General features: G+C 45.9%; 23 protein-coding genes. 9 read left to right on the top strand and 14 right to left on the bottom strand.

Annotated elements, in window-relative coordinates; translation table 11 throughout:
* Positions 1-41 precede the first annotated feature (41 nt).
* Entirely contained in the window at positions 42-329 is a 288-nt protein-coding gene (locus tag Q1A40_RS20900) for a linear amide C-N hydrolase (RefSeq protein WP_300004854.1), read from the bottom strand.
* Between the two features lie 139 nt (positions 330-468).
* Positions 469-993 carry an ESA_00282 family adhesion-associated protein gene (locus Q1A40_RS20895; RefSeq protein WP_300004852.1) on the bottom strand — a complete coding sequence of 175 codons (525 nt, stop codon included), beginning with the start codon at positions 991-993 and terminating at the stop codon, positions 469-471.
* 94 nt (positions 994-1,087) lie between these two features.
* Here Q1A40_RS20895 and Q1A40_RS20890 point away from each other — a divergent pair, with 94 nt between their 5' ends.
* Positions 1,088-1,477, top strand: coding sequence for a hypothetical protein (locus Q1A40_RS20890; RefSeq protein WP_300004850.1), 390 nt, complete (start codon positions 1,088-1,090; stop codon positions 1,475-1,477).
* On the top strand, positions 1,446-1,865 hold the full coding sequence (locus tag Q1A40_RS20885; RefSeq protein ID WP_300004848.1) for a cytoplasmic protein: 420 nt from the start codon (positions 1,446-1,448) through the stop codon (positions 1,863-1,865). Before Q1A40_RS20890 ends, Q1A40_RS20885 begins: the two co-directional genes overlap by 32 nt.
* 93 nt (positions 1,866-1,958) lie before the next feature.
* On the opposite strand, the gene exbD is transcribed toward Q1A40_RS20885, so the two are convergent.
* Together exbD and exbB are read right to left on the bottom strand one after the other, a co-directional pair.
* Entirely contained in the window at positions 1,959-2,387 is a 429-nt protein-coding gene (gene exbD / locus Q1A40_RS20880) for a TonB system transport protein ExbD (protein WP_300004846.1), read from the bottom strand.
* A gap of 6 nt (positions 2,388-2,393) precedes the next feature.
* Entirely contained in the window at positions 2,394-3,128 is a 735-nt protein-coding gene (exbB, locus tag Q1A40_RS20875) for a tol-pal system-associated acyl-CoA thioesterase (protein WP_300004860.1), read from the bottom strand.
* A gap of 298 nt (positions 3,129-3,426) precedes the next feature.
* Between exbB and metC the strand changes: the two genes are divergently transcribed.
* Both metC and Q1A40_RS20865 read left to right on the top strand, forming a co-directional pair.
* Positions 3,427-4,614, top strand: a complete 1,188-nt coding sequence (gene metC / locus Q1A40_RS20870) for a cystathionine beta-lyase (protein WP_300004844.1) — start codon at positions 3,427-3,429, stop codon at positions 4,612-4,614.
* Positions 4,615-4,902: 288 nt separating this feature from the next.
* A complete protein-coding gene (locus Q1A40_RS20865; RefSeq protein ID WP_300004842.1) occupies positions 4,903-5,565 on the top strand; it encodes a DedA family protein in 663 nt (220 codons plus the stop codon).
* A gap of 109 nt (positions 5,566-5,674) precedes the next feature.
* Here the strand turns inward: Q1A40_RS20865 and Q1A40_RS20860 are convergent, their stop codons facing one another.
* Positions 5,675-6,559, bottom strand: a complete 885-nt coding sequence (locus Q1A40_RS20860) for an AraC family transcriptional regulator (RefSeq protein ID WP_300004839.1) — start codon at positions 6,557-6,559, stop codon at positions 5,675-5,677.
* A gap of 186 nt (positions 6,560-6,745) precedes the next feature.
* Here Q1A40_RS20860 and yqhD point away from each other — a divergent pair, with 186 nt between their 5' ends.
* Together yqhD and dkgA are read left to right on the top strand one after the other, a co-directional pair.
* Complete coding sequence (yqhD, locus tag Q1A40_RS20855; protein WP_300004834.1) at positions 6,746-7,909, top strand: alcohol dehydrogenase; 1,164 nt, start codon at positions 6,746-6,748, stop codon at positions 7,907-7,909.
* A gap of 252 nt (positions 7,910-8,161) precedes the next feature.
* The gene (dkgA, locus tag Q1A40_RS20850) at positions 8,162-8,992 is read left to right on the top strand and encodes a 2,5-didehydrogluconate reductase DkgA (RefSeq protein WP_300004832.1); all 831 of its coding nucleotides are present in this window, start codon (positions 8,162-8,164) and stop codon (positions 8,990-8,992) included.
* Positions 8,993-9,112: 120 nt separating this feature from the next.
* Here dkgA and Q1A40_RS20845 read toward each other — a convergent pair whose 3' ends face one another.
* The 6 genes from Q1A40_RS20845 to Q1A40_RS20820 form a co-directional block, all read right to left on the bottom strand.
* Positions 9,113-9,286, bottom strand: coding sequence for a DUF2798 domain-containing protein (locus Q1A40_RS20845; protein WP_300004857.1), 174 nt, complete (start codon positions 9,284-9,286; stop codon positions 9,113-9,115).
* 595 nt (positions 9,287-9,881) lie between these two features.
* Positions 9,882-12,053 (bottom strand): YgiQ family radical SAM protein, encoded by a 2,172-nt coding sequence (locus Q1A40_RS20840; RefSeq protein ID WP_300004830.1) that lies wholly within the window; start codon positions 12,051-12,053, stop codon positions 9,882-9,884.
* 127 nt (positions 12,054-12,180) lie between these two features.
* Positions 12,181-13,593 (bottom strand): cell division protein FtsP, encoded by a 1,413-nt coding sequence (gene ftsP / locus Q1A40_RS20835; RefSeq protein ID WP_300004829.1) that lies wholly within the window; start codon positions 13,591-13,593, stop codon positions 12,181-12,183.
* A 130-nt stretch (positions 13,594-13,723) separates the two neighbouring features.
* Positions 13,724-14,449: a 1-acylglycerol-3-phosphate O-acyltransferase gene (locus Q1A40_RS20830; RefSeq protein WP_300004828.1), complete on the bottom strand. Its 726-nt coding sequence runs from the start codon at positions 14,447-14,449 to the stop codon at positions 13,724-13,726.
* A gap of 86 nt (positions 14,450-14,535) precedes the next feature.
* Positions 14,536-16,806, bottom strand: coding sequence for a DNA topoisomerase IV subunit A (parC, locus tag Q1A40_RS20825; protein WP_300004827.1), 2,271 nt, complete (start codon positions 16,804-16,806; stop codon positions 14,536-14,538).
* Between the two features lie 233 nt (positions 16,807-17,039).
* Positions 17,040-17,444: a YgiW/YdeI family stress tolerance OB fold protein gene (locus tag Q1A40_RS20820; protein ID WP_300004826.1), complete on the bottom strand. Its 405-nt coding sequence runs from the start codon at positions 17,442-17,444 to the stop codon at positions 17,040-17,042.
* Positions 17,445-17,602: 158 nt separating this feature from the next.
* Between Q1A40_RS20820 and qseB the strand changes: the two genes are divergently transcribed.
* The 3 genes from qseB (at position 17,603) to Q1A40_RS20805 (ending at position 20,296) form a co-directional block, all read left to right on the top strand.
* Positions 17,603-18,265: a quorum sensing response regulator transcription factor QseB gene (gene qseB / locus Q1A40_RS20815; protein WP_300004825.1), complete on the top strand. Its 663-nt coding sequence runs from the start codon at positions 17,603-17,605 to the stop codon at positions 18,263-18,265.
* Positions 18,259-19,611, top strand: a complete 1,353-nt coding sequence (gene qseC / locus Q1A40_RS20810; RefSeq protein WP_300004824.1) for a quorum sensing histidine kinase QseC — start codon at positions 18,259-18,261, stop codon at positions 19,609-19,611. Before qseB ends, qseC begins: the two co-directional genes overlap by 7 nt.
* A gap of 103 nt (positions 19,612-19,714) precedes the next feature.
* Positions 19,715-20,296 (top strand): NAD(P)H-dependent oxidoreductase, encoded by a 582-nt coding sequence (locus tag Q1A40_RS20805; protein WP_300004823.1) that lies wholly within the window; start codon positions 19,715-19,717, stop codon positions 20,294-20,296.
* A gap of 268 nt (positions 20,297-20,564) precedes the next feature.
* Here Q1A40_RS20805 and Q1A40_RS20800 read toward each other — a convergent pair whose 3' ends face one another.
* The 3 genes from Q1A40_RS20800 to parE all read right to left on the bottom strand — a co-directional run bounded on the left by Q1A40_RS20800 (position 20,565) and on the right by parE (position 24,826).
* Positions 20,565-20,924 carry a hypothetical protein gene (locus Q1A40_RS20800; RefSeq protein WP_300004822.1) on the bottom strand — a complete coding sequence of 120 codons (360 nt, stop codon included), beginning with the start codon at positions 20,922-20,924 and terminating at the stop codon, positions 20,565-20,567.
* A gap of 492 nt (positions 20,925-21,416) precedes the next feature.
* Positions 21,417-22,591 (bottom strand): IS3 family transposase gene (locus Q1A40_RS20795; RefSeq protein ID WP_300004821.1). Its coding sequence is split into 2 segments (ribosomal slippage): positions 21,417-22,333 and positions 22,333-22,591, totalling 1,176 coding nucleotides; the frame shifts between segments, so codons are not numbered across the junction.
* A gap of 342 nt (positions 22,592-22,933) precedes the next feature.
* Positions 22,934-24,826 (bottom strand): DNA topoisomerase IV subunit B, encoded by a 1,893-nt coding sequence (parE, locus tag Q1A40_RS20790; RefSeq protein ID WP_300004820.1) that lies wholly within the window; start codon positions 24,824-24,826, stop codon positions 22,934-22,936.
* Positions 24,827-24,862: the final 36 nt, after the last annotated feature.

Raw genomic sequence — 24,862 nt, 5'->3', positions numbered from 1 at the left:
GGGTTGGATAGAAGGTCAAAAGCACGCCTTATATCCTCGCCCTAGAAGAACGAGGTTTTACGGCGCTTCCTGATAAACATGGAGCTTACCCTCCAGTGCTTCAACGACGATACTGCCCCTTTTTTATCATAAAAAGCATAGTGAAGAGGAGATTTCAAATCACCGAAGTGTTTCAGCACCGGTGACCAGAAGTAGCCATTTTCTACAGCCTGCTTAACTTCCTCAACGCTCGCAAAATTCGCTAATGCCCATTCACTTATCGCCGTCACCGGAACCGCTTTATCGTAATATTGTTCATCTGGTGTGGTTAAGTTGGCTTCCGGTACCATATTGGCGCTAAATGATAACCCAGCGCTATTTAAACCCTGGAAAATATTATGGTCGTCACCGTCAAAATAGATTTCAGTGCTGATAGCCAGAATTTCATATTTTGCATCATAGCAAATCCCCCTCTTGCTGGCAGCGATTTTATCTCACATCCGACGGTAATACATTCGACATACTGGTAATGTTTTCCCGCCTAATTACCGGGCGTTGATACTGGGGCCAGATTAATGCCACTAACTCAGGATAAGCATGACAGCTTAACTCATTAAAACATTGTCGAAGATTAATGACTTCGATATCAGCAATAGCGACTTTTTCACCATCAGCACACCGCTTCTTAATATTTTCATAGTATCGATACACTGCTGAGTTTAAGTCACTGCAGCGACGCTGGGCATTGAATAATTCAGGTTGTGAAATAATTTCATCAACTGTCATTTTTTTAATTGTAGCCTGGATGAAATCATCATATTCATTATGAACTCGCCAATAGAATACAGGGGTCACTTTAGCTATTAACCAACTAAAATGGTCTTCATTATTACTTTCCGACTGTTGAACATTATATTGAACAAATTGTTTATTGTTTTTACGCAGACCGCGAAAAATCAATACAATAGTTAGCAAGACTAAAACAACCAGCATCACGTCAAATGTTGCGCTCATAATCAAAGCCTGTTTTTTTTATTTAATATTTCGGGCATCATATCACAAGCATAACGATAGTGAATTTTTTCCAGAAAGAAAAGGACTACATTCAATGTTACCCGACACCTTTATCAGCAAACCTTTTGCTTCTTTAGCGCATGACGAAACGGAAAAATCTATTTCGGCCAACGCTGTTAACGATAAGTTATTAGCGCTAGAGAAACAGATTTTAAGTGGAAATCATTACGCAGGACAGCCTCGCAATAGACTACTTGAAGAAACGGACCTGCATATAAAGGCACGTTTATTGTGCGCCATCAGAATAGAAACCTTACATAATATGATTAGTGAGTTAGTTAATGATGGCGTTATCAGTCAGTTACAGCTACAAGAATTACTTAATGATAAAACTGATTTTATCATTGATAAACAACAAACTATCTGGCTGAATCAACTCACTCAGGAAATAAATGGTCCGTTATATTACTCATTTGAAGGATAAGATAATGAGCAACATAATTAAAAATACCACCTCAACAGATAACATTGACGATAATAAAAACTCAAAATTTAGATTAAGTGAAAATATTACTGCTTTGATTGAAAATAAAAACGCCAATATCACCAAGCAAACTCAGGAAACAACCGATATTACCTCAGCACTGGTAAACTTAAAGTGGTTGAATCGTCAGGATCTTCATCCATGGCGAGTAAAAGAAGAAATCTATGGTGCTGTGCTGGCTGAAATCATCACCCAATATCCGGAACTTCAGCCTAGTATTAATGAACGACTTGAACAGCATTATCAGCGTCTCAAAGCAGAAGAAGCGGAAACACTCTCAATCACACGGGGCCTGGCCGATGGCTGTTGGCATGGGTCTACGCTGTAACAAGCCCAGCAAGGCGGAGAGAATGAAATAAAGGCGTATAATTAATGCGGCGAGAAAAGGCTCTCCTCTCTGACTAAAGAGAGGAGAAAGCGATTATTTAGCTGGAGCAGTTGTTTCCTGGCCCACAAGGCCTATCTTCAGATAACCTGCTTTATGCAGTATATCCATCACTTCCATCAGCGTTTCATAATCTACCGTTTTATCTGCACGGAAGAAGATGGTGGTATCTTTTTTACCTTCGGTTGCGGCAATGAGCGCATCAACCAAGGTCTCTTTTGTCACCTGATCGTTACCAATAAACATCTCGCGATCGGCTTTTACCGACAGATAGAGCGGTTTTTCAGGGCGTGGCTGCGGTTCGCTGGTCGATGCTGGAAGATTGACTTTAACATCAACCGTTGCCAGCGGAGCGGCCACCATAAAGATTATCAGCAACACCAGCATGACATCGATGAATGGTGTGACGTTAATCTCATGCATTTCCCCGTTGTCATCGAGGTTTTCATTCATTCGCATGGCCATAACGTATCAACCTGCCCGTAATTGTTTAGCGCTTCTTACTGAGCGAATCTCAGCGCTGGCAGCCAAGTCAAGATCACGACTCTGGAGCAGAAGAACCTGAGCAGCAACATCACCCAGCCCTGCTTTATAGCTACCAATCATACGAGAAAAAACGTTATAGATAACTACCGCAGGAATCGCAGCAACCAGACCAATACCGGTTGCCAGCAGTGCTTCAGCGATACCAGGCGCAACGACTGCAAGGTTAGTGGTTTGCGATTGTGCAATACCGATAAAGCTATTCATGATACCCCAGACGGTACCGAACAGACCGACAAACGGAGAAATCGCACCTATGGTTGCAAGGAAACCATTACCGCGTCCCAGATAGCGTCCGACACTCGCGACACGACGCTCAAGGCGGAAACCCGTACGCTCTTTAATTCCTTCGTTATCTTCGCTGCCCTCAGATAACTCTCGTTCATTTTGCGCTTCGTGAATCAATCCAACAGTGAGACTGCCTGCACCAAATGCTTTTGCGACGGTGCTGGCTTCATTTAGAGTGCGTACTTCAGCCAGTTGCTGTTGTTCACGCTTTAAGCGTCGATTATAAGCAATCAGCATGGTTACTTTTCTAAAGAAAATAGACCAAGTCACCACAGAGGCCAGAACAAGGCCAATCATCACTAGCTTAACGACGATATCGGCATGGCTGTACATACCCCAAACGGACAGATCCGTTTGCATCAAATCACTTGTCACCACGTCTTACGCTCCAGCAAAAATAGATACAAATACTGGCGATAATAATAGCAAAAAAACACCGAATTGATAGTGGTTCTCATTACTATTTGCATACTAACAGTTATAAGCCTTACTTTTAGCATGGTTAAATCTTAACATCTTATATCCACGCTATTCCCATAACTTGAAGTATCTCGGGGAGATACATTGATAATTGACACTATTCTGGCAACCTGAAAAAACGCCATGATGAAACCCATCAAAATCATGATACGTTATATCTGGACATCCAGATGGTTAAACAAGGCGAGAAAAGATGACAGGAAAGCATATCGAAACGACGCTGGTTCATGCCGGACGCAGAAAAAAATTCACTCACGGTGCGGTTAACAGTGTTATCCAGCGAGCGTCATCTTTAGTTTTCGACAGCGTTGCTGACAAGAAACTGGCCACTAAAAATCGGGCTAAAGGTGAACTGTTTTATGGGCGTCGCGGTACGCTGACACATTTTTCTCTTCAAGAAGCCATGTGTGAGCTGGAAGGTGGTGTCGGCTGTGCGCTGTTTCCCTGCGGTGCTGCTGCTGTTGCGAATACTATTCTGGCGTTTGTTGAGCAAGGCGACAATATTCTGGTAACCGAAAGTGCTTATGAACCGACTCAGGATTTTAGCCGGGGTATTCTGGCTAAGCTGGGCGTCACCACCACCTGGTTTGATCCGATGGCAGGTGCTGGCATAGCAGACCTGATTAAACCGAATACCAGGATAGTTTTTCTTGAGTCTCCTGGTTCAATTACCATGGAGTTTTGCGATATTCCCGCCATTGTTAAAGCAGTACGCAGAGTTGCCCCTGAGGTGATTATCATGATTGATAACTCCTGGGCCGCTGGTGTGCTGTTTAAAGCGCTCGATTTTGATATTGATATTTCTATCCAGGCCGGCACTAAATATTTAGTCGGCCACTCAGATGCGATGATAGGCACCGCTGTTTCCAATGCTCGTTGCTGGGATACACTGCGTGAAAATGCCTATTTAATGGGGCAAATGGTTGATGCCGATACCGCCTATGTGACCAGCCGTGGTTTACGCACTCTGGGTGTCCGTCTGCGTCAGCACGAAGAGAGTAGCCTGAAAATAGCCCAGTGGCTTGCCCAGCATCCGCAAGTTGAACAAGTGAATCACCCGGCTATTGCTGACAGCAAAGGCCATGCCTACTGGCTGCGTGACTTTACCGGTTCCAGCGGACTGTTTTCTTTCATACTCAAAAAACGTCTCAATAGCACCGAATATGCTGACTACCTCGATAATTTTAACTACTTCAGTATGGCTTATTCCTGGGGTGGCTTTGAGTCACTGATCCTTGCCAGCCAGCCAGAAGAACTGGCAGCCATTCGTCCTGTCAGTGGCGTCAATTTTACCGGTACATTGGTACGTGTCCATATTGGACTGGAAAGTGTTGATGATTTAATCGCCGATTTGGAGGCAGGCTTCCAGAGAATCTCTTAAAATCATCTATACCCAAAATAATTCGAGTTGCTTGCAGGCGTGAAGTGAGGCCCATCGATGAGCATAGATAAACTCTGTGATTCGGCGGGCTGGACGCAGGCAACACCCAGGCAATTTGAAGTATGACGGGTATCAAACTGTGAATTATTTGACCTTAAATACATATTGTTGAACCACCATTTGAGATGTTAGGTGTATTTTTAGTTACAATAGGGTCTAAAGAGATAAGTCGAAGTGGTAGGTACACCATCCGGCATCTCACGAATTAGTGGTTCAACAGGATCCTTCATGGCTGTAATACACGAGATTGCTCAGGCGCTGTGGAATAATGATTTCGCTGCGTTATCCGATCCTCACGTTATTAACATTGTTTATTTCGTGATGTTCGTTACCCTGTTTCTTGAAAATGGTTTGCTTCCGGCAGCCTTTTTACCCGGCGATAGCTTACTGGTTCTTGCCGGTGCACTCATCGCTAAGGGGGTAATGGGATTTGTCCCAACGTTAGTTATTCTGACGATCGCCGCAAGCCTTGGTTATTGGCTAAGCTATCTTCAAGGACGCTGGCTGGGTAATACGAAAGTGGTGAAAGGCTGGTTGCATCAACTTCCTGAACACTATCATGATAAAGCCAATCATATGTTTAACCGCCATGGACTGGTCGCCTTGCTGGCAGGCCGATTTATTGCTTTCGTGCGCACCTTGCTGCCAACTATTGCCGGCCTTTCGGGTTTAAGTAACCGCCGTTTCCAATTTTTCAACTGGTTGAGCGGTTTACTCTGGGTATTACTGATCACCAGTTTTGGCTATATCTTAAGTATGATCCCCTTTGTTAAACGCCATGAAGACCAAGTGATGACTTTCTTGGTTATTCTCCCAATAGCATTACTGGCTATCGGTTTAACCGGCACTGTCATCGTGGTGTTAAGAAAAAAGTTCTCCACCAGTAAGTAAGCCATCATGCGCAAGGGTTTGATGTATACCCGTTATCATTCGAGTTGCATAAGTCGTCTGCACTCGAATGATAACGGGTAACCACACCAGATTCTGCACCATTCGGTACTCAGGCTCTGATACGAGCCGACTCTTCCCCCGGTGTCACACCAAAATAGCGTTTAAATTCACGACTAAACTGGGATGCGCTTTCATAACCGACATGAATCGCAGCAGCACTCGCCTTCATACCGTCATGTAACATCAGTAAACGCGCTTTGTGCAGACGATAGCTTTTCAGGTACTGGAGAGGTGAAGTACTGGTGACTGACTTAAAATTGTGATGAAAAGCTGAGACACTCATGTTGGCGTCAGCGGCCAGTTGATCCACGGTGAGGTTTTCCGTGTAGCGTGTTTCTATTCGTCGGATAACTCGGCTTATCTGGCTAAAATGTGTCTGTCGGGTAACCAGAGCTAATAATGCTCCGCCTCGTGGTCCTCTTAATACCTGATACAGGAGTTCACGAATGATCTGTTTACCAAGAATTTTAGCGTCCAGTGGATGTTCAAGCACATCCAGCAAACGCTCGGCAGCACAAAGAATATCTTCGGAAAGTTCGACTGAATTAATACCGTCTGCCGAGGCCTGCGGACAAAAGTTATCGTCTTCGCCAATATCCATGACCAGGTTTTGAAGCTGGAGTAAGTCGATGTTAATACGCATTCCTGCCAGTGGCTCTTCAAACGTAGCCCTGGTTTCGCACTCGAAAGGTAGCGGAACAGTCAGGAGCAAATATTCATTAGCATCATAGTGAAACACCCGGCCATTCAGGTAACCTGTTTTATGTCCTGAAAAGAGAAATATTATACCCGGCTCATACATCACAGGAGAGCGTTCTCGAGGCATAGTACCATATAACAGATGAATACCCGGAACAGGTAATCCATTTTTTTCATTTAAAGTCAGCATCTTAATTTTATTCGTAAGTTGCTGACAGACAGTCTGACGATTCATTAGCGATGTTCCCCCTCCTCACTTTCATCTTTAACATTGTGCTCTTGATTTTTTGTTTTCTCCATAGCACAAGAGAAATAGGCAAGACAAAAGCAGGATTAAGCATTGAGAGATTGACCGGTAGCTACCAAAATAACTGCCATAGCAATGTGTCGTAATGTCCATTTGAAGAACAGGAAAATTATTATGAATAACTTCAACCTTCATACCCCTACCCGTATTCTTTTTGGCAAAGGTGCCATCGCTGATTTACGTGCACAAATTCCTGCACAAGCACGTGTGCTGATTACTTATGGTGGCGGTAGCGTAAAAAAAACCGGCGTTCTGGCTCAAGTCTATCAGGCACTGGAAGGTCTTGATGTCCTGGAGTTTGGCGGTATCGAACCGAACCCAGCTTATGAAACCTTAATGAAAGCCGTTGAGCTCGTTCGCGCTGAAAAAATCACCTTTTTACTCGCTGTTGGTGGTGGTTCCGTGCTGGATGGCACCAAATTTATTGCCGCAGCCGCTCATTATCCTGAAGATAAAGATCCGTGGAATATCTTACTGACGCGCGGAAATGATGTGACCAGCGCGATCCCTATGGGGTCAGTACTGACACTCCCGGCAACCGGTTCTGAGTCAAATTCTGGCGCGGTCGTCTCTCGTCGTGCAACAGGCGACAAACAGGCCTTTATGTCTGGTTTTGTACAGCCAGTATTTGCAATCCTCGACCCGGTTTATACCTATACCCTGCCTGCTGTGCAGGTCGCTAATGGGGTGGTTGATGCTTTCGTTCATACCGTAGAACAGTATTTAACCTATCCGGTTAATGCAAAAGTACAGGACCGCTTTGCCGAAGGTTTACTGTTAACCTTAGTTGAGGAGGGCCCTAAAGCGTTAGCTGAGCCAGAAAACTATGATGTTCGTGCTAACGTGATGTGGGCGGCAACCATGGCGCTCAATGGTCTGATTGGTGCGGGCGTTCCTCAGGACTGGGCAACCCATATGCTGGGTCATGAGTTAACTGCGATGCATGGTCTTGATCATGCTCAGACCCTGGCCATCGTGTTACCTGCCCTGCTTAATGAAAAACGTAATGAGAAACGCGCCAAACTGCTGCAGTACGGTGAACGAGTATGGAATATCACTGAAGGCAGCGAAGAAGAACGTATTGATGCTGCTATCAATGCAACACGTCACTTCTTTGAGCAAATGGGGACCGGAACCCGCTTCTCTGCTTATGGTCTGGACGGCAGCTCAATCCCAGGTTTACTGGCTAAACTTGAGGAGAAAGGTCTGACTCAACTGGGTGAGCATCAGGACATTACTCTGGATGTCAGCCGTCGCATTTATGAAGCTGCACGGTAACGTTAAGCCTCTGTAGTCCGTTCTGCCCAAAAGAATTCGAGTTGTCTGGATGCAGGCAACTCGAAGTACGGCAGGCAGAGTACTGATATTTGACTAAACTTAACGCTCTGTCGCTTGTCAAATATACAGCGTGTTAAGTTCTTTTTTCTCTGTTTTTCCTGTTTACACTCATTTGTAGTCAGGACGTAGCATCCTCTTTTGCCGGGTTAATAGCCGGCCTCTTTCTGAACTCTACGTTTTAAAGGAGATATTATGACTCATCAGGCCTTAATTACCCTGAACGATGGGAACCAGATACCACAGCTGGGACTGGGTGTCTGGCAAGCCACTAATGAGCAGGCTCAGAGCGCAATTGAAACAGCACTGGAAGTTGGTTATCGCTCTATCGATACCGCAGCCATTTATCAGAATGAAGAAGGCGTCGGTCACGCTTTACAGCAGACTGATGTACCACGTGAAGATCTGTTTATCACCACTAAGCTTTGGAACGACGCACATCTGTATCCTGAAAAAGCGTTGGAAGAAAGCCTGAAAAAACTCCAGCTGGATTATCTGGATCTGTACCTGATCCACTGGCCAGTACCGAAAGCAGATAATTATGTTCATGCCTGGAAAGGAATAATCGAGCTGCAAAAACAGGGACTTATCAAAAGCATTGGGGTGTGTAACTTCCATGAAAGCCATCTTCAGCGTCTTCTGGATGAAACTGGGGTCATTCCTGTTATCAACCAGATTGAGCTTCATCCTCTGTTACAGCAGCGCCCATTACATGCCTGGAATCATACTCATAAAATTCAGACTGAGTCCTGGAGTCCTCTGGCTCAGGGCGGTGAAGGGGTATTTGACCAAAAAATCATTCGCACTTTAGCCGATAAATATGGCAAAACTCCAGCGCAGATAGTTATTCGCTGGCATCTGGATAGCGGCCTGGTGGTTATTCCTAAATCTGTTACGCCATCACGTATTGCAGAAAACTTCGCCGTATTTGACTTCCGTCTCGACAGAGATGAACTGAATGAAATCGCGAGCCTGGATATCGGAAAACGTCTGGGACCGAATCCGGATACCTATGAAAGAGTGTAAACCAGCAAATCTTTAATGCAGGGTGACTTATCAGGCAAAGAGAGGGGTATATATTCCCTCTTTTTTATTGCACGATATATCAGTTATCAGAATATGAATGATATATCCCCCCTGATAACATCAGTGCTCCCTGACGAAACATAACGCTATTTTTCGTGATAATGGCAGAACAAAAACAATGACCGGGAAGGCAACCATCCAGGATATTAACCAAGATTCAGGCCATATGCTAAAAACATGAGCAGTAAACCCTGTGTTCATTAATAAACTGATCATTGAAACCACGCCACTCATGAAGAATGAGGTTATCCCAGGCATGACAAATTTCATAAATCTGGGATGAAGCTTTGTTCTTTTCAAAAAATACTCCAAAAAATAGTGTGTTCTACGTGCCTGCAACATAACAAAACCACAGCGCAAGCGGACAAACAATATACATTGTTGTTACTTTTCGGCAACATTAAAGTTTTTTGTAAAACAGAGAAGAGATGAATACAGTTCAAAAGCTGTATTGTTGATTTTACAAATTAGAAATTAATCTTTCCTCATGGCTGGAAAAAGCGCAGAGGAGAAGATTCGTTGCAATATCTTTCGAAATGGCGTTCTGACAAGCAAGAAAGCCCCTTATCACTATCCTTGCCTTTCACTCCATAGGATCAGGTCTGGCGCGGAAATGTTTACGTGACTATTTTGATAATTTATATCCGAAACACTTCACGTCATTGAACCTGTCCACTCACGCCTTCCGACCCATTCCTGCCCAAACTGACAGAATGTGTTTTTAATGACATGAAACAACAGTGTGAGCGTTTGGCAAGAAAACAGCACCAAAGGGCTCAAGGGAAGCTACGCAGTCCTGATAGCTGCCCTTGAGTAATACGACGGTGAATTACTTCTGGGTTGATTTACCTTTAACGCCAGTGCTGGCCCGACGCTGATGTGCAGGCGGGGTATGTCGGGTCAGTGCCGGACGCATTGCACGATTATTTCTGCGTGCAGCCCGGATTTCTTCCAGGGTTGGCGCAGGGACCAGGCATTCACGACGCCCACCAATCAGATGTTTTTTACCCATTTCTGTCAATGCTTCGCGGATCAATGGCCAGTTAGCAGGATCGTGATAGCGTAATAATGCTTTATGCAGCCGACGCTGACGATCACCACGTGGTACGACGACATCTTCACTTTTATAGCCCACCTTACTGAGCGGATTCTTACCGGTGTAATACATCGTGGTGGAGTTCGCGAGTGGCGAAGGATAGAAGTTCTGCACTTGATCAAGGCGGAAACGATGCTGTTTCAGCCAAATTGCCAGGTTCACCATATCTTCATCCCGGGTACCTGGGTGAGCTGAAATAAAGTAAGGGATCAGGTACTGTTCTTTCCCTGCCTGCCTGGAATAAGTATCAAACAGCTCTTTAAAGCGCTGATAACTGCCCATACCAGGTTTCATCATCATCGCCAGCGGCCCTTGCTCGGTATGTTCTGGCGCAATCTTCAGATAACCACCGACATGATGAGTGGCCAGTTCCTTGATATAACGAGAATCTTCCACAGCCAGATCGTAACGAACACCAGAAGCGATAAGAATTTTTTTAATCCCGCTCAGAGAACGCGCCCGACGATACAGGTTAATGGTCGGCTGATGATCTGTGTCCATATGCTGACAGATTTCCGGATAGACACAGGAAAGACGACGGCAAGTTTGTTCCGCGCGCGGCGATTTACAGCGCAGCATATACATATTGGCCGTTGGTCCGCCTAAATCTGACACTATGCCGGTAAAACCAGGCACCGTGTCACGCATCGCCTCAATTTCTTGAATAATAGAATCTTCAGAACGACTCTGAATAATACGTCCTTCATGTTCAGTGATGGAACAAAACGAACAACCACCGAAACAACCGCGCATGATATTGACCGAAAAACGGATCATCTCATAAGCGGGAATTCGTGCGCTTCCATAAGAAGGATGCGGTACCCGCTGATAAGGCAGAGCAAAAACACTGTCCATCTCTTCTGTCGACAGAGGAATAGCGGGCGGGTTAATCCAGATATAACGGTCACCGTGTTTTTGCATTAAAGCACGTGCACACCCAGGGTTGGTTTCATGATGTAAAATTCGCGAGGCGTGGGCATACAGCACTTTATCGTTTTTGACTTTCTCAAACGAAGGCAACAGAACATAGGTTTTCTCCCACGGCTTAGGTCTGGGTGGCTGAACCGTCACCTGCTGCACTTTAACCTGGGCCTCTGAAGCGTCAAATTTGGTCCCTTCAGCACAGGGGAGATCCTCTCCATAAGGGTGTGGAATAGGATCAATGCGACCCGGTGAGTCCAGGCGGGTTGAGTCCACCCCACTCCAGCCCGGCAGGGCCTGTTTGCGCATCATTGCAGTATTACGGACATCGTCAATATCAGCAATCATTTCACCACTTGCCAGGCGATGTGCGACTTCCACTAGCGGACGCTCACCGTTGCCAAAAATAAGCATATCGGCTTTAGCATCAACCAGAATCGAACGGCGTACGGTATCAGACCAATAGTCATAGTGCGCGGTCCGTCGCAAACTTGCTTCAATTCCACCCAAAATCACCGGCACATCACGCCAGGCTTCTTTACAGCGCTGGGTATAAACCAGGGAGGCTCTGTCCGGACGTTTACCGGCAACATTATCTGGCGTATAAGCATCGTCATGGCGCAATTTACGATCGGCCGTGTAGCGGTTGATCATCGAATCCATATTGCCGGCGGTTACACCAAAAAAGAGATTGGGTTTACCTAATCGCATAAAGTCCTGCTTTGACGTCCAGTCTGGCTGGGCAATAATCCCCACCCGAAAACCCTGGGCTTCCAGCATTCGTCCGCAAATCGCCATACCAAAACTGGGATGATCGACATAGGCATCGCCAGTCACCAGAATAATGTCACAGCTGTCCCAGCCAAGCTCATCCATCTCCTGACGAGACATAGGTAAAAAAGGTGCCGGGCCGAAGCAAGCAGCCCAATACTGCGGCCATGCAAACAGTTCCCGATCAGGCTGGATCAAACTTTTGACAGACATAGTCATTCCGTAATAGCGATTATTAAGTGAACAAAGGGGGACGAATTATACGCTTTTAGCCACAATAAGCTAAAGGCTTTTATTCAGAGGGGTCTTTTCCCTTTTCCATTTGGAAAAGGGAAGGCATTTAAGGGGCGGGTTGAACGACTAGCTGACCTTTAGAGCCGCGATCGCCCATCTCTAAAGTCTGGCTCGAGTACAGAAAGGGGAAATTAACCCAGGATGGTTGATCAAAATAGACCAGCAGCTCAACCTGACCGTCGATCCAGACCGTATCTTTCCAGCCGCGATCTTCTCCAAATGGCATCGCGCCATTAACATTACGCACCAGAAAACGCACCCCTTCAATATGGAATGACTGCGGCATATCTGCACGTACCGTCCATCTTTCCCAGGTGCCTTGCTGCGCCTGAATATCTGTGCGATTGACATCCCAAAGCTGACCATTAATACCCGGGTCATCACCCAAAGTAATTTCACGGCTGCGTATCGGATTTCCGGCTATCACTTCTTCTGAGAGTAAACGAGCAGGTAAAGGATCCGTTACTAACGGTAGCAACCCGGTCGGTCGTAATGTTAATACCAAAGTGGATTGCAGAATAGATGAAGGTTCAAAGAGCCCACGGATACGATCCATAATACCCGCCGCTTCACCACAGGTAATAGAAACCTCTTTTCCAGTAGACATGTCTACCAGAATTTCACGCCGTTCACCTGGGGCCAGAGACAACTGCTGGACTGAAACCGGTGCGGTCAAGAAGCCCTGATCGCCTGCGATAACATGCATTTTTCGTGCATCGCTCATTTGTAACAGATAACGACGAGCATTAGAGGCATTCAGTAAACGTAAACGAACCCAACCACGCGAAACCTCAACATAAGGGCTCTGTACTCCATTGACCAGCAAGGTATCGCCAAGTAACCCACCACTGCTGGGCTCTTTATACTCTGGTTCACCGAAATTATTCAGTCGCTTATCCTGAATAATGACAGGAAAATCATCGACGCCATAGTGGTTAGGAATAGGAAGCGATTTACTCATCGCATCTTCAACCAGCCACATACCCGCCAGCCCATTATAGACATGCTGAGCCGTGCGGTTGGGCGTATTCGCATGATACCAAAGTGTGGCAGCAGGCTGACGAACCGGTAAGATAGGAGCCCAGTCAGCCCCGGGAGGGATCATTCTGGCAATGCCGCCGATCAATGCACCAGGAACTTGAAGACCCGCGACCGTCATCGAAATACTTTCTGTGAGACGGTTGCTGTAAATCATTTTAACGTCGTCGCCGCTCCAGACACGGATGGTGGGCCCAAGATAATGACCATTAATGCCCCAGATTGGTACTTTAGGGCCACCATTAAATGACCAGTGAGCACGCTGTAACGTCAGAAACAGCGGCTGACCACGCCGCGATTCAAGCAAGGGCGGAATAGGTAAGGCCTGTTGCTGTCCTGCCGCGTTAGCTCTCGCTGGCAATGTACTGGCACAAATGGCCAGTCCGGATGCCTGAATAAACTGACGGCGACTGAATGACATAATTGCTCCATGTGATACTAAATAGCGTAATACTCAGGGTATTTGACAGAACCGTCATATTTCAAGCAACGGATACAATAACTCGTATACTGCCGGGTGACAGCTTTAGTTATCCCGATGCTTTTTTATTCTAAGCTTCCCGCTGGGCGACTTCTTTATCCAGCTCATCAATTTTCGCTCTCATCAGGGTGCGGCAATAGGTGGCAAGTTTACGGGCTTCACTTTTATCATAACCGCTAACATCAATAGGCGGCAGCATTTCAACAATCACCACACCATTATTCCAGCGATTCAACTTCACCTTATTATGGGTGTTAGATACACACACCGGAATAACAGGTACGCCAGCAGCCAGTGCGGCATGAAATGCACCTGTTTTAAAGGGCAACAACCCACGTCCTCTACTACGCGTTCCTTCAGGAAACATCCAGATAGAGATTTTACGCTTATGTATTTGCTCCACCACCTGGGTCAACGTCCCAACAGCTTTGGCACGGTTATCTCTATCAATCAGCAGGTTTCCGGTTATCCAATAAAGCGGACCAAAAAAAGGAACCCATAACAAACTTTTCTTTCCGACCGTCACTGTTGGCGGCTGAACGATACCTGAGGCAGTGACCATATCGTAATTATTTTGATGATTACCAATATAAATAGCCGGTGGATGTGATTCTGCGCCTGCAGGTAAACGATATTCAACCTTCAAGCCAAAAACGGGCGCCAGCCGAGCAAACAAATGGCCAAAAGTCGCAACATGACGTGGGTTACGTGGGCTAAACAAGCAGTAAATAGATCCTAAAATACAGACCAGAATGCAATAAATAATCGCGATAATAAAACGAACAATAGCTAACATAACGCCCTCTTAAGCCTGAGCCGACACTCACTGTCGGCTTTAGCATGGATATCTATCGTGCTGGCGACGATAAGCCGCCATCACAATTATTCTTCGCTGTCTGTCGATCCTGCAGATGCAGGTGAATCAATCTCGACCCTGTCAATTCGCTGCAAACCACGCATTAACGTACCGCGACGCCCTCTCTCACCCTGCACTTTCTGAAGTTCTTCCGGACGCAGTTTTATTTTTCGTTTACCAACATGTAAGGTCAGAGTACTTTGCCCTGGCAGAATATAGAGGTGTGCCAGTTTATCCACGCCTTTCGCCGCTTCCGCTGAAGGAATAGAAATAATTTTATTTCCTTTCCCTTTTGAAAGTTCAGGCAAATCACTCACCGGGAACATCAGCATTCTTCCCGCTGCAGTGATGGCAAGTAACATATCATCAGCACTATTAATTTCAATCGGCGGCAGAACTCGCGCATTCTCAGGCAATGAGATAAGCGCTTTTCCTGCACGATTACGCGAGACCAAGTCATTAAAAGAGCAAACAAAACCGTAACCCGCATCAGAAGCCATCAACAGTTTTCTATCTTCGGCGGTCATCAGCACATGCTCAACCACCGCCCCTGGTGGAGGCGTAAGTTTACCGGTTAACGGCTCTCCCTGACTACGTGCAGAAGGTAAGGTGCTAGGATCCAGGGCATAGCTTCTTCCCGTCGAGTCAATAAACACCGCTGGCTGATTACTTTTTCCCTTCGCCGAAGCCAGGTAACTGTCACCGGCTTTATAACTGAGACCTTCAGCATCAATATCATGGCCCTTAGCACTACGCACCCATCCCATCTGTGACAGAATAACGGTGATCGGCTCAGAAGGTTGCATATCGTGCTCATTCATGGCTTTTGCTTCTTCACGCTCCTGCAGTGGTGAGCGGCGAGCATCGCCATAAGTTTCAGCATCAGCCTGTAACTCTTTTTTCAACAGCGTATTCATTTTACGCTCTGAAGCGAGCAGAGCTTGTAAACGATCGCGCTCTTGTGCCAGTTCGTCCTGCTCACCGCGGATTTTCATCTCTTCAAGTTTGGCAAGGTGACGTAACTTTAATTCAAGAATTGCTTCTGCCTGAGTTTCGCTGATATCAAAACGCGACATCAGAACCGCTTTTGGTTCATCCTCAGTACGGATTATCTCAATCACTTCATCGATATTGAGAAATGCCACCAGCAAACCTTCGAGAATATGCAGGCGTTTAAGCACTTTATCCAAACGGAAATTCAAACGACGGCGCACAGTCTGGCGGCGATAAACCAGCCATTCACTGAGAATTTCCAGCAGGTTTTTTACGGCAGGACGGCTATTAAGACCTATCATATTTAAATTAATACGATAGCTTTTTTCTAAATCCGTGGTCGCAAACAGATGGTTCATGACCTGAGTCATATCCACACGATTAGAACGCGGCACAATCACCAGACGGGTTGGATTTTCGTGGTCTGACTCGTCCCGTAGATCTTCCACCATCGGCAATTTTTTCGCGCGCATTTGGTTCGCGATTTGCTCTAATACGCGAGCGCCGGAAACTTGATGTGGCAGGGCGGTGATAACAACATCACCCTCTTCTTTCTTCCAAATGGCACGCATACGTACAGAGCCACGCCCATTCTGATAAATTTTACGGATTTCAGTGCGTGGCGTAATAATTTCGGCTTCAGTAGGATAATCCGGCCCCTGAACAATATCCAGCACCTCATCCAGAGTCGTTTCTGGCTTATCAATCAAGGTGATAACTGCTCTGGCAACTTCACGCAAGTTATGAGGAGGAATATCGGTCGCCATACCGACGGCAATACCGGTTGTGCCGTTAAGCAGAATATTGGGGAGCCGCGCAGGGAGCATCTTCGGCTCTTGCAAAGTGCCATCAAAGTTTGGTGCGTAGTCGACCGTTCCCTGCCCTAACTCACCCAGCAGTAATTCTGCGTATTTTGACAGACGAGATTCGGTATAACGCATGGCAGCAAAGGATTTAGGATCATCCTGAGCCCCCCAGTTCCCCTGACCATCAACCAACGGATAACGATATGAAAACGGCTGGGCCATTAAGACCATCGCTTCATAGCATGCACTGTCACCATGTGGATGATATTTACCCAACACGTCACCGACTGTACGCGCTGATTTCTTAAATTTTGCGCTGGCGTTTAAACCCAGCTCTGACATTGCGTACACAATACGACGCTGGACCGGTTTAAGACCATCACCGATAAACGGCAAGGCACGATCCATAATGACGTACATGGAGTATTTGAGATACGCATTTTCCGTGAATTCGTGCAGCGCAAGACGCTCAGCACCATCATGAGTTAAATCGCTCATTACTCATTCATCCTCAAACTAACGAGTCAACTGAATAACAGTCAACGTAATTGGAGGCGATAGTACCTTATCTGAGCGTTAGAGTCATACAGTTGACTGCGGTCTGCCCCCGTCAGTTACACCATTAACCTTGGGGAGCAGCGCAGAAAGACAGGGTTTTATGATGTTTTCTGATAAAAAATGGATAAAGAAACTTAACCGCTATCAGAGTGATACTGGCTGTAGATAACCCATTACTGTTTGGTTATTTTCTTCACATCGATTTCAACGGAATTCCAGTCTTTATCAACTTTCCCCTGAATTTCGACAGTATCCTGGGGAGTAATTGTCTGGCCGTTCCAGCGTTTATCGCTTATTTCAACATTCACACTGTCGGTAGCATCACGAAAAATATAATCGTTCCCGCCAATACGTTTTTCAATATTTCCGGTCAGCGTCACCCAAGTATCATCAGAAAAATTTTTCGCTTCTTTAACGGTCGCTTTATTACCTGAAGGTCCCTTAAATCCCCCTCCCGTTGTTGCCGTCTCACTCTGGGTAGTTTTCGCATTCGGGTCAACAAAACCGCCGGTTTGAGCTGCAAATACCGGGCCTGTAGTTAATGCCATAATGGCTAACAATGCTGCTGTTCTTTTCATTCTTTTTATCTCCTTTAAATGGGTCACTGGATCCAGTAAACACCACAAAGCTTAACGAAATCTTAAGAACTGATTTTATGTTTCCTGGATAAAAGAACGTCTGTACACCACGACATTTCCAGTATTTACTTTAGCCTAATACTGATAAGGGAAAAGAGATGCGCATACTGGTGATTGAAGATGATCCGTTAATTGGAGATGGGATCAAAGCAGGTTTAATTAAGCTGGGATACACCGTGGATTGGTTTAATGACGGCACCGTGGGTAAAAATGCCCTCACGCAGGCGCCTTACGATGCAGTCATTCTTGATTTAAGCCTGCCCGGTATCGACGGGCTGGATATTCTTCGCCAGTGGCGAAAAGCCGGCCGTAACGAACCCGTATTAATTTTAACCGCTCGCGATTCTCTGGATGAACGCGTCACTGGTCTGAACTCAGGGGCCGATGACTACTTGTGCAAACCCTTCGCCTTGGCTGAAGTCTCTGCCCGCCTGCAAGTACTCATGCGTCGGACTCACGGACATGCCCAACCAGAACTGGTTCATGGCAAGGTTGTTCTGGATCCGACCAGTCATACCGTAACACTCAATGCCGCGCCCTTACTCCTTAAACCCAAAGAATTTGCGCTGCTGGAATTACTTATGCGTAACGCAGGGCGTGTCCTACCCCGAACACTGATTGAAGAAAAACTTTATAACTGGGATGAGGATGTCTCCCGTAATGCTTTAGAGGTTCATATTCATCATCTGCGTAAGAAACTGGGAAGCGATTTTATACGTACTGTTCATGGTATCGGTTATACCTTAGGTGAAGCATGCTAAATTCCCTGGCAAAAAGCCTGCGGGCCCGCCTTAGCGTGGCGTTTATTATCTTAACGATCGTTGCCGCCGTCAGCGCCAGTACTCTCGCCTGGTATGAGTCACGCAAGTCATTAAACAAACTGTTCGATACGCAGCAATTATTATTCGCCAAGCGATTAAGCATACTCAATGTTAGTACCCTGCCACATGAAAATACCCAGCTTCCTCGCAGTAAAAATTTACTGAAAAAACATCGTGGAAAAATGGATGACGATACTCTGGCCTTCGCAATTTTTAACGCCCACGGAGGTTTGGTTTTAAGCGACGGAGATAACGGTAAAGATCTCAACTATAACTGGCAGAGAGATGGCTTCGTTGATCAAAAACTGGATGATGAATTGTGGCGACTGGTTTGGCTAACCACACCCGATGGTCGTTATCGTATTGTAGTGGGCCAGGAGTGGGAGTATCGGGATGATATGGCCTTCGATATTGTCTATTCCCAGCTCATGCCGTGGCTGATAGTACTGACACTCATGCTTATGCTTCTGATCTGGCTGGTCAGTTATGAACTGCGGCCTTTGCGAAAAATGGCTCAGGGACTCCGTCATCGCGCTGCTGATGATTCTCGTCCTTTAGAAACAAAAGCACTACCACAGGAAGTACTGCCACTTATCCATGCCCTTAATCAGCTTTTTGCCCGTACTCACGAATTAATGGTACACGAGCGACGATTTATCTCTGATGCTGCCCATGAACTGCGTAGCCCGTTGGCTGCGCTAAAAGTTCAGGCTGAGGTTGCCCAACTGGCTGAAAATGATATTCCGGTGCGAGAAGCTGCACTCGCCAACCTGCACATAGGGATCGACCGTGTCTCACGTCTGGTTGAACAGTTATTAATGCTATCCCGCTTAGATGCTTCAGCCGCGCTACAGGATGTGCAAGCATTATCATTTCAGGATCTGCTCCAGCAGAGTGTGATGAGCGTCTGGCACGTGGCACAGCGTGCAGGCATTGATATTCATCTTGAGATGCAAGCCCCCCCTGTCACTCTTCACGGACAGTCTCTGCTACTTGAGGTTATGCTGCGTAATATTCTCGATAACGCCATTCGCTACTGTCCTGCTGGCAGCAAAATAAAGATAACCCTGGTGGATAAAATGCTTACTGTTATTGATGATGGCCCGGGCGTCAGTCAGGAATATTTAACCTCACTTGGGGAACGCTTTTTCCGTCCACCAGGACAGGTGAAAACCGGCAGCGGTTTAGGGCTGTCGATTGTTCGTCGTATTGCCGCCTTACACAATATGCAGGCGAGTTTCAGTAACGCTGAAGAAGGAGGTTTTGCCGTCTGCCTTAAGTGGTGAGCAACGATTATTGCTTTTTTAGCAAAAGTCTTTGCGCATTTTGACTATTTTTCTCATTGTCGCCTCTGGTTATAGTGGTTCATATCATTATCAGAGGCTAATTATGAGCAATATACTTATTATCAATGGCGGAAAGAAATTTGCCCACTCTAACGGTCAGTTGAACGACACCCTGACGAAAACAGCAGAACTGGCGTTACGCGAGCTTGGACATCATGTTCAGGTCACCCGCGCCGATAGTGAGTATGACGCCTCAGCCGAAGTAGAAAAATTCTTATGGGCCGATACCATTATCTGGCAAATGCCGGGTTGGTGGATGGGGGCTCCCTGGACCGTGAAAAAATATATTGATGACGTATTTACCGTGGGTCACGGCAAACTGTATGCCAGCGACGGCAGAACGCGTTCTGATGACAGTAAGAAATATGGATCCGGCGGTCTGATACAGGGCAAGACTTATATGTTGTCTCTTACCTGGAATGCACCTCTGGAAGCCTTTACCGACAAGGAACAATTTTTCCACGGTGTCGGCGTCGATGGGGTTTACCTGCCATTCCATAAAGCGAACCAGTTCCTTGGTATGGAAGCCCTGCCGACATTTATTGCGAATGATGTTATGAAGCAACCCGATGTTCCGCACTATTTAGCAGAATATCGTAAGCACCTTGGGCAAATTTTTGCTTAACTGTTTACCTGCTAATAAAAGGAGTAAACCATGTTAACTGTACTCGCTGAAATACGTAGCCGCCCCCTGAATAAACGATAAAAAAGCGAATAAAAAATATAGAGAAGAAATGAGTGAGAAAAGTCAGGCTATGCCCTGATGGTCAGGAAACTGAAAGTTTCTTTTTCCTCAGTCTCCTGACCTTAACTTTCTCTGTTCATCATCTATTCCACAGGCTGTTTGTCTCTAAATTGATGACTGCTGTAGTAATAGACGTTAAAAATAACAATTAAGACATTACAATAATACTTTCAATAAAATAGTTATTATTTTCCGGACTTGCTTCAGATAGCGTCATTATAAGTTTGTAATTTTCATTATTACCTGACACATAATCAGATAGCATGGACACATAGCTCTGACAGGATGTATTGCCTTCTGTTGAATAACACAATGCTGTTATCTGTTGAGTTTCTATTTCTCCGGGAACGATAAAGTCGACAGTGACCAGCAGGGAAGTAATATCTATCGAACCATAAACAGCCAGGAAATTTATTTTTTTCACTTCAACACTACGGAAACCTCTATTTATGTCTCTTTTGAAATAAAGTTCTTTTAACTCATTAGCTAACTCAATTGGTTTAGTCATAATAGTTACCTGTATAATTTCGTGATTTAAATAGAGTCTGTTTCATCAGCTCTAAACCTTGGGCAGTGCTCGAGACGTGTACGCTACTTAAGTTTTATTCAGATAGATTATTGATAACTTACATTATTATATGAATATGATTTTCCTTGCCCTCCTTAGACTAAATAGCCCTTGTCGTTATAGTAATAATCATCGCATATTCAGAATATATGCAATTGTTTATGAAGGTTATGACAAAAATCTTTCTTGGATTTAATGTAATATAAAAACGCCAACTAGAAAATACGTATATTCTGAATTCAATTTAAGTTTATCGGTAATAACATTATTATATAATAGGTCACTATATACTATGAATATAATTATCCAAAATATATACCTATCCATACTATATACAAAAGGCTTGTAAGCGTATGACGTAAAAGGTGCATAAGCTGTTCTGCTGGGCGCCCGATTTCTGCACGTGACAGAACATTCCTCAAAGTGTAGTGGTCAACTAAAACTGGCCACCGCTTTAGAGTTTTTCCAGAACAATCGTTCTGATTCATTCGGCGTCAAACCACCATTATATTGATGAGGTCTGAGCTGGCTGTAATATCCTGTGATGTAATTCGTTATTGCCGTGCTGGCTTCGCTAAAATTCACGTAGCCGTTATCCGGTACCCACTCTGTTTTCAGGCTTCTGAAGAACCGTTCCATTGGGCTGTTATCCCAGCAATTCCCCCGGCGACTCAGGCTTTGCTTTATCTGACACCTCCACAGTAACTGCCTGAAATTCCTGCTGGTATAGTGGCTGCCTTGATCCGAGTGATACAGTAAATTAGCCGGTTTTCCCCGTGCTTCCCAGGCCATCGACAGAGCTTTACCTGTCAGTGCTGAATTAGGGGAAAATGACATCGCCCAGCCAACCGGTTTACGGGAAAACAAATCGAGTACAACAGCCAGATAAGCCCAGCGTTTTCCCGTCCAGATATAAGTCACATCACCGCACCAGGCCTGATTAGGCTCGGTAACAGCAAACTGGCGATCCAGATAATTAGGGATCTCAATGTGTTCCTTAGACGCCATCTTATAACGATGGCCTGGTTGCTGACAGCTGATAATATTGAGTGCTTTCATCAGCTTTGTTGCCCGCCAGCGGCTCAGCTTTATACCTTTGGTGGTGACCATCGCGGCAATGCTTCGCGCTCCTGCTGAGCCATTACTTTCGCGATAAACTTCGCGCACAAGGCTCAGTAATGCCACTCTCGTGGCGTCAGGCTTCCTGGGCTGCCGCCAGTATTTATAACTGCTGCGATGAACCCCAAACACGTTGCACACAACGGCAACAGGAAACCGCGCCCTGAGTTTCTCAACTAATGAGAATTGTTCAGGGAGTCTGACATCAAGAGCGCGGTAGCCTTTTTTAATATATCCCTTTCCATTTCAACGCGTTGAAGTCTTTTCTTCAACTCACGTATCTCAATCTGCTCAGGTGTCATGGGTGAAGCTATGGGTGATTTTCCCGCTCGCTCTTCTTTCAGTTGTCGAACCCATTTGTCCATCGTGGATTTGCCGACATTCATTGCCGTTGCAGCGGCGGCAACGGTGTAGTGCTGATCGAGTACAAGCTGGGCAGCTTCGAGGCGAAACTCGGGGCTAAAATTGCGTCTGTTACGTCCGGTCATAATGTCACCTGTTTTGACTATGAGGTGATGATATCACCTCTATTCAGGTGGCCAAATTCAGTGTGCCACTACAAAGCATAATAACAGGGGGTAAAAAGCGATCCGTTCTTCTTTGGAAGTTCTGCGCTTAACTCTGGATCTAATGGATGTATACCCTAAATAATTCGAGTTACCTGTAGGCGCCAAGTTCAGCCCGTCGATGAGCATAGATGAACTATGTGATTCGGTGGGATTAACGCAGGCAACAAACCACAATATATAAATCAACAGCAGAAAAAAGCCTGTGTTAAACGATGATGTTCAACACAGGCTTTCTGGGCAGTTTTCAGGAATATTTTATCTCTACACTTCAATATCCGCGAGATCGCCTTTCTCTTGCAACCAGTTACGGCGGTCTTCAGAGCGTTTCTTCGCCAGTAACATATCCATTTTGGCGAGAGTTTGCTGAAAATCCTCATCACTTATGGTTAGCTGTACCAGACGGCGAGTATTCGGATCGAGCGTCGTTTCCCGCAATTGCAGCGGGTTCATTTCGCCAAGACCTTTAAAACGCTGTACGTTTGGCTTACCTTTCTTGCGTTTTAATTGTTCCAGTACACCCGCTTTTTCTTCTTCATCCAGGGCATAAAACACTTCTTTGCCAAGATCGATACGATAAAGCGGTGGCATAGCGACATAAACATGTCCGCCTTTTACTAACGCCCGGAAATGACGTACAAATAAGGCGCACAGCAGAGTGGCAATATGCAGCCCGTCAGAGTCAGCATCGGCCAGAATACAAATTTTACCGTACCGTAACTGGCTGAGATCTTCACTATCCGGATCGATTCCGAGAGCCACAGAGATATCATGTACTTCTTGCGAAGCCAGAACCTCATCAGGTGAAACTTCCCAGGTATTAAGGATCTTTCCTTTAAGCGGCATAATTGCCTGGTATTCACGATCGCGTGCCTGCTTGGCAGAACCGCCTGCTGAATCCCCTTCCACCAGGAATAATTCTGTACGCGCTAAATCCTGTGATGAGCAATCCGCCAGTTTGCCAGGCAGTGCCGGGCCACTGGTGAGTTTTTTGCGAACCACTTTTTTGGCTGCTCGCATCCGGCGTTGGGCGCTGGAAATAGCCAGCTCAGCCAGTTGTTCTGCGGCATGAACGTTTTGGTTCAACCACAGACTGAATGCATCTTTTACCACACCAGAAACAAAGGCCGCACACTGGCGAGAAGAGAGGCGTTCTTTGGTTTGACCGGCAAACTGCGGATCTTGCATTTTGACTGATAGTACATAAGCACAGCGTTCCCAGATATCTTCCGCCGAGAGCTTCACTCCACGCGGCAAGATATTACGGAATTCACAGAACTCACGCATCGCGTCCAGGAGCCCTTGACGCAGACCATTGACATGAGTACCGCCCTGCATGGTTGGGATCAGGTTAACATAGCTTTCCGTTAACAGTTCACCACCTTCCGGTAACCATAACAGCGCCCAGTCCAATGCTTCAGTATCACCAGAAAAATTACCAATAAAAGGCACTTCAGGTAGCGTAATCAGGCCATTTACGGCTTCACTGAGGTAATCATTGAGCCCGTCCTGATAACACCAGCGCTGTTCGGTATTATTGACCTTATCAGTAAAGATGATTTCCACACCGGGACACAATACGGCCTTGGCCTTCAATAAATGGCTAAGGCGTGATACTGAAAAACGCGGGCTATCAAAAAAGCTTTCATCCGGCCAGAAATGAACGCTGGTGCCGGTATTACGTTTGCCACAGGTACCAATAACTTCAAGATCCTGGACCTTATTACCGTTCTCAAAAGCAATACGGTACACTTGGCTGTCGCGACGAACCGTGACTTCAACGCGCTTGGACAACGCATTCACTACCGAAATCCCAACGCCATGCAGGCCACCAGAGAACTGGTAGTTTTTATTGGAGAATTTCCCCCCCGCATGCAAACGGCAAAGGATCAATTCAATAGCCGGAACTTTCTCTTCAGAATGGATATCCACAGGCATTCCGCGACCATCATCAACCACTTCCAGCGATTGATCGGCATGCAGAATAACTTCGACACGCTTCGCGTGTCCGGCCAGCGCTTCATCGATACTATTATCGATGACTTCCTGCCCTAAATGGTTAGGGCGCGTGGTGTCAGTGTACATACCCGGGCGACGGCGAACAGGTTCGAGCCCGGTGAGTACCTCTATATCATCGGCATTATAAGATTGAGTCATGGCTCTTATTCATTCAGATAAAAAACAGAAATCGGC

Source organism: uncultured Cedecea sp. (genome assembly GCF_947498825.1).
Taxonomy (GTDB): Bacteria; Pseudomonadota; Gammaproteobacteria; order Enterobacterales; family Enterobacteriaceae; genus JGM124.
The sequence above is the reverse complement of the archived record's forward strand: the minus strand, read 5'-3'. Positions and strand labels throughout refer to the sequence as shown.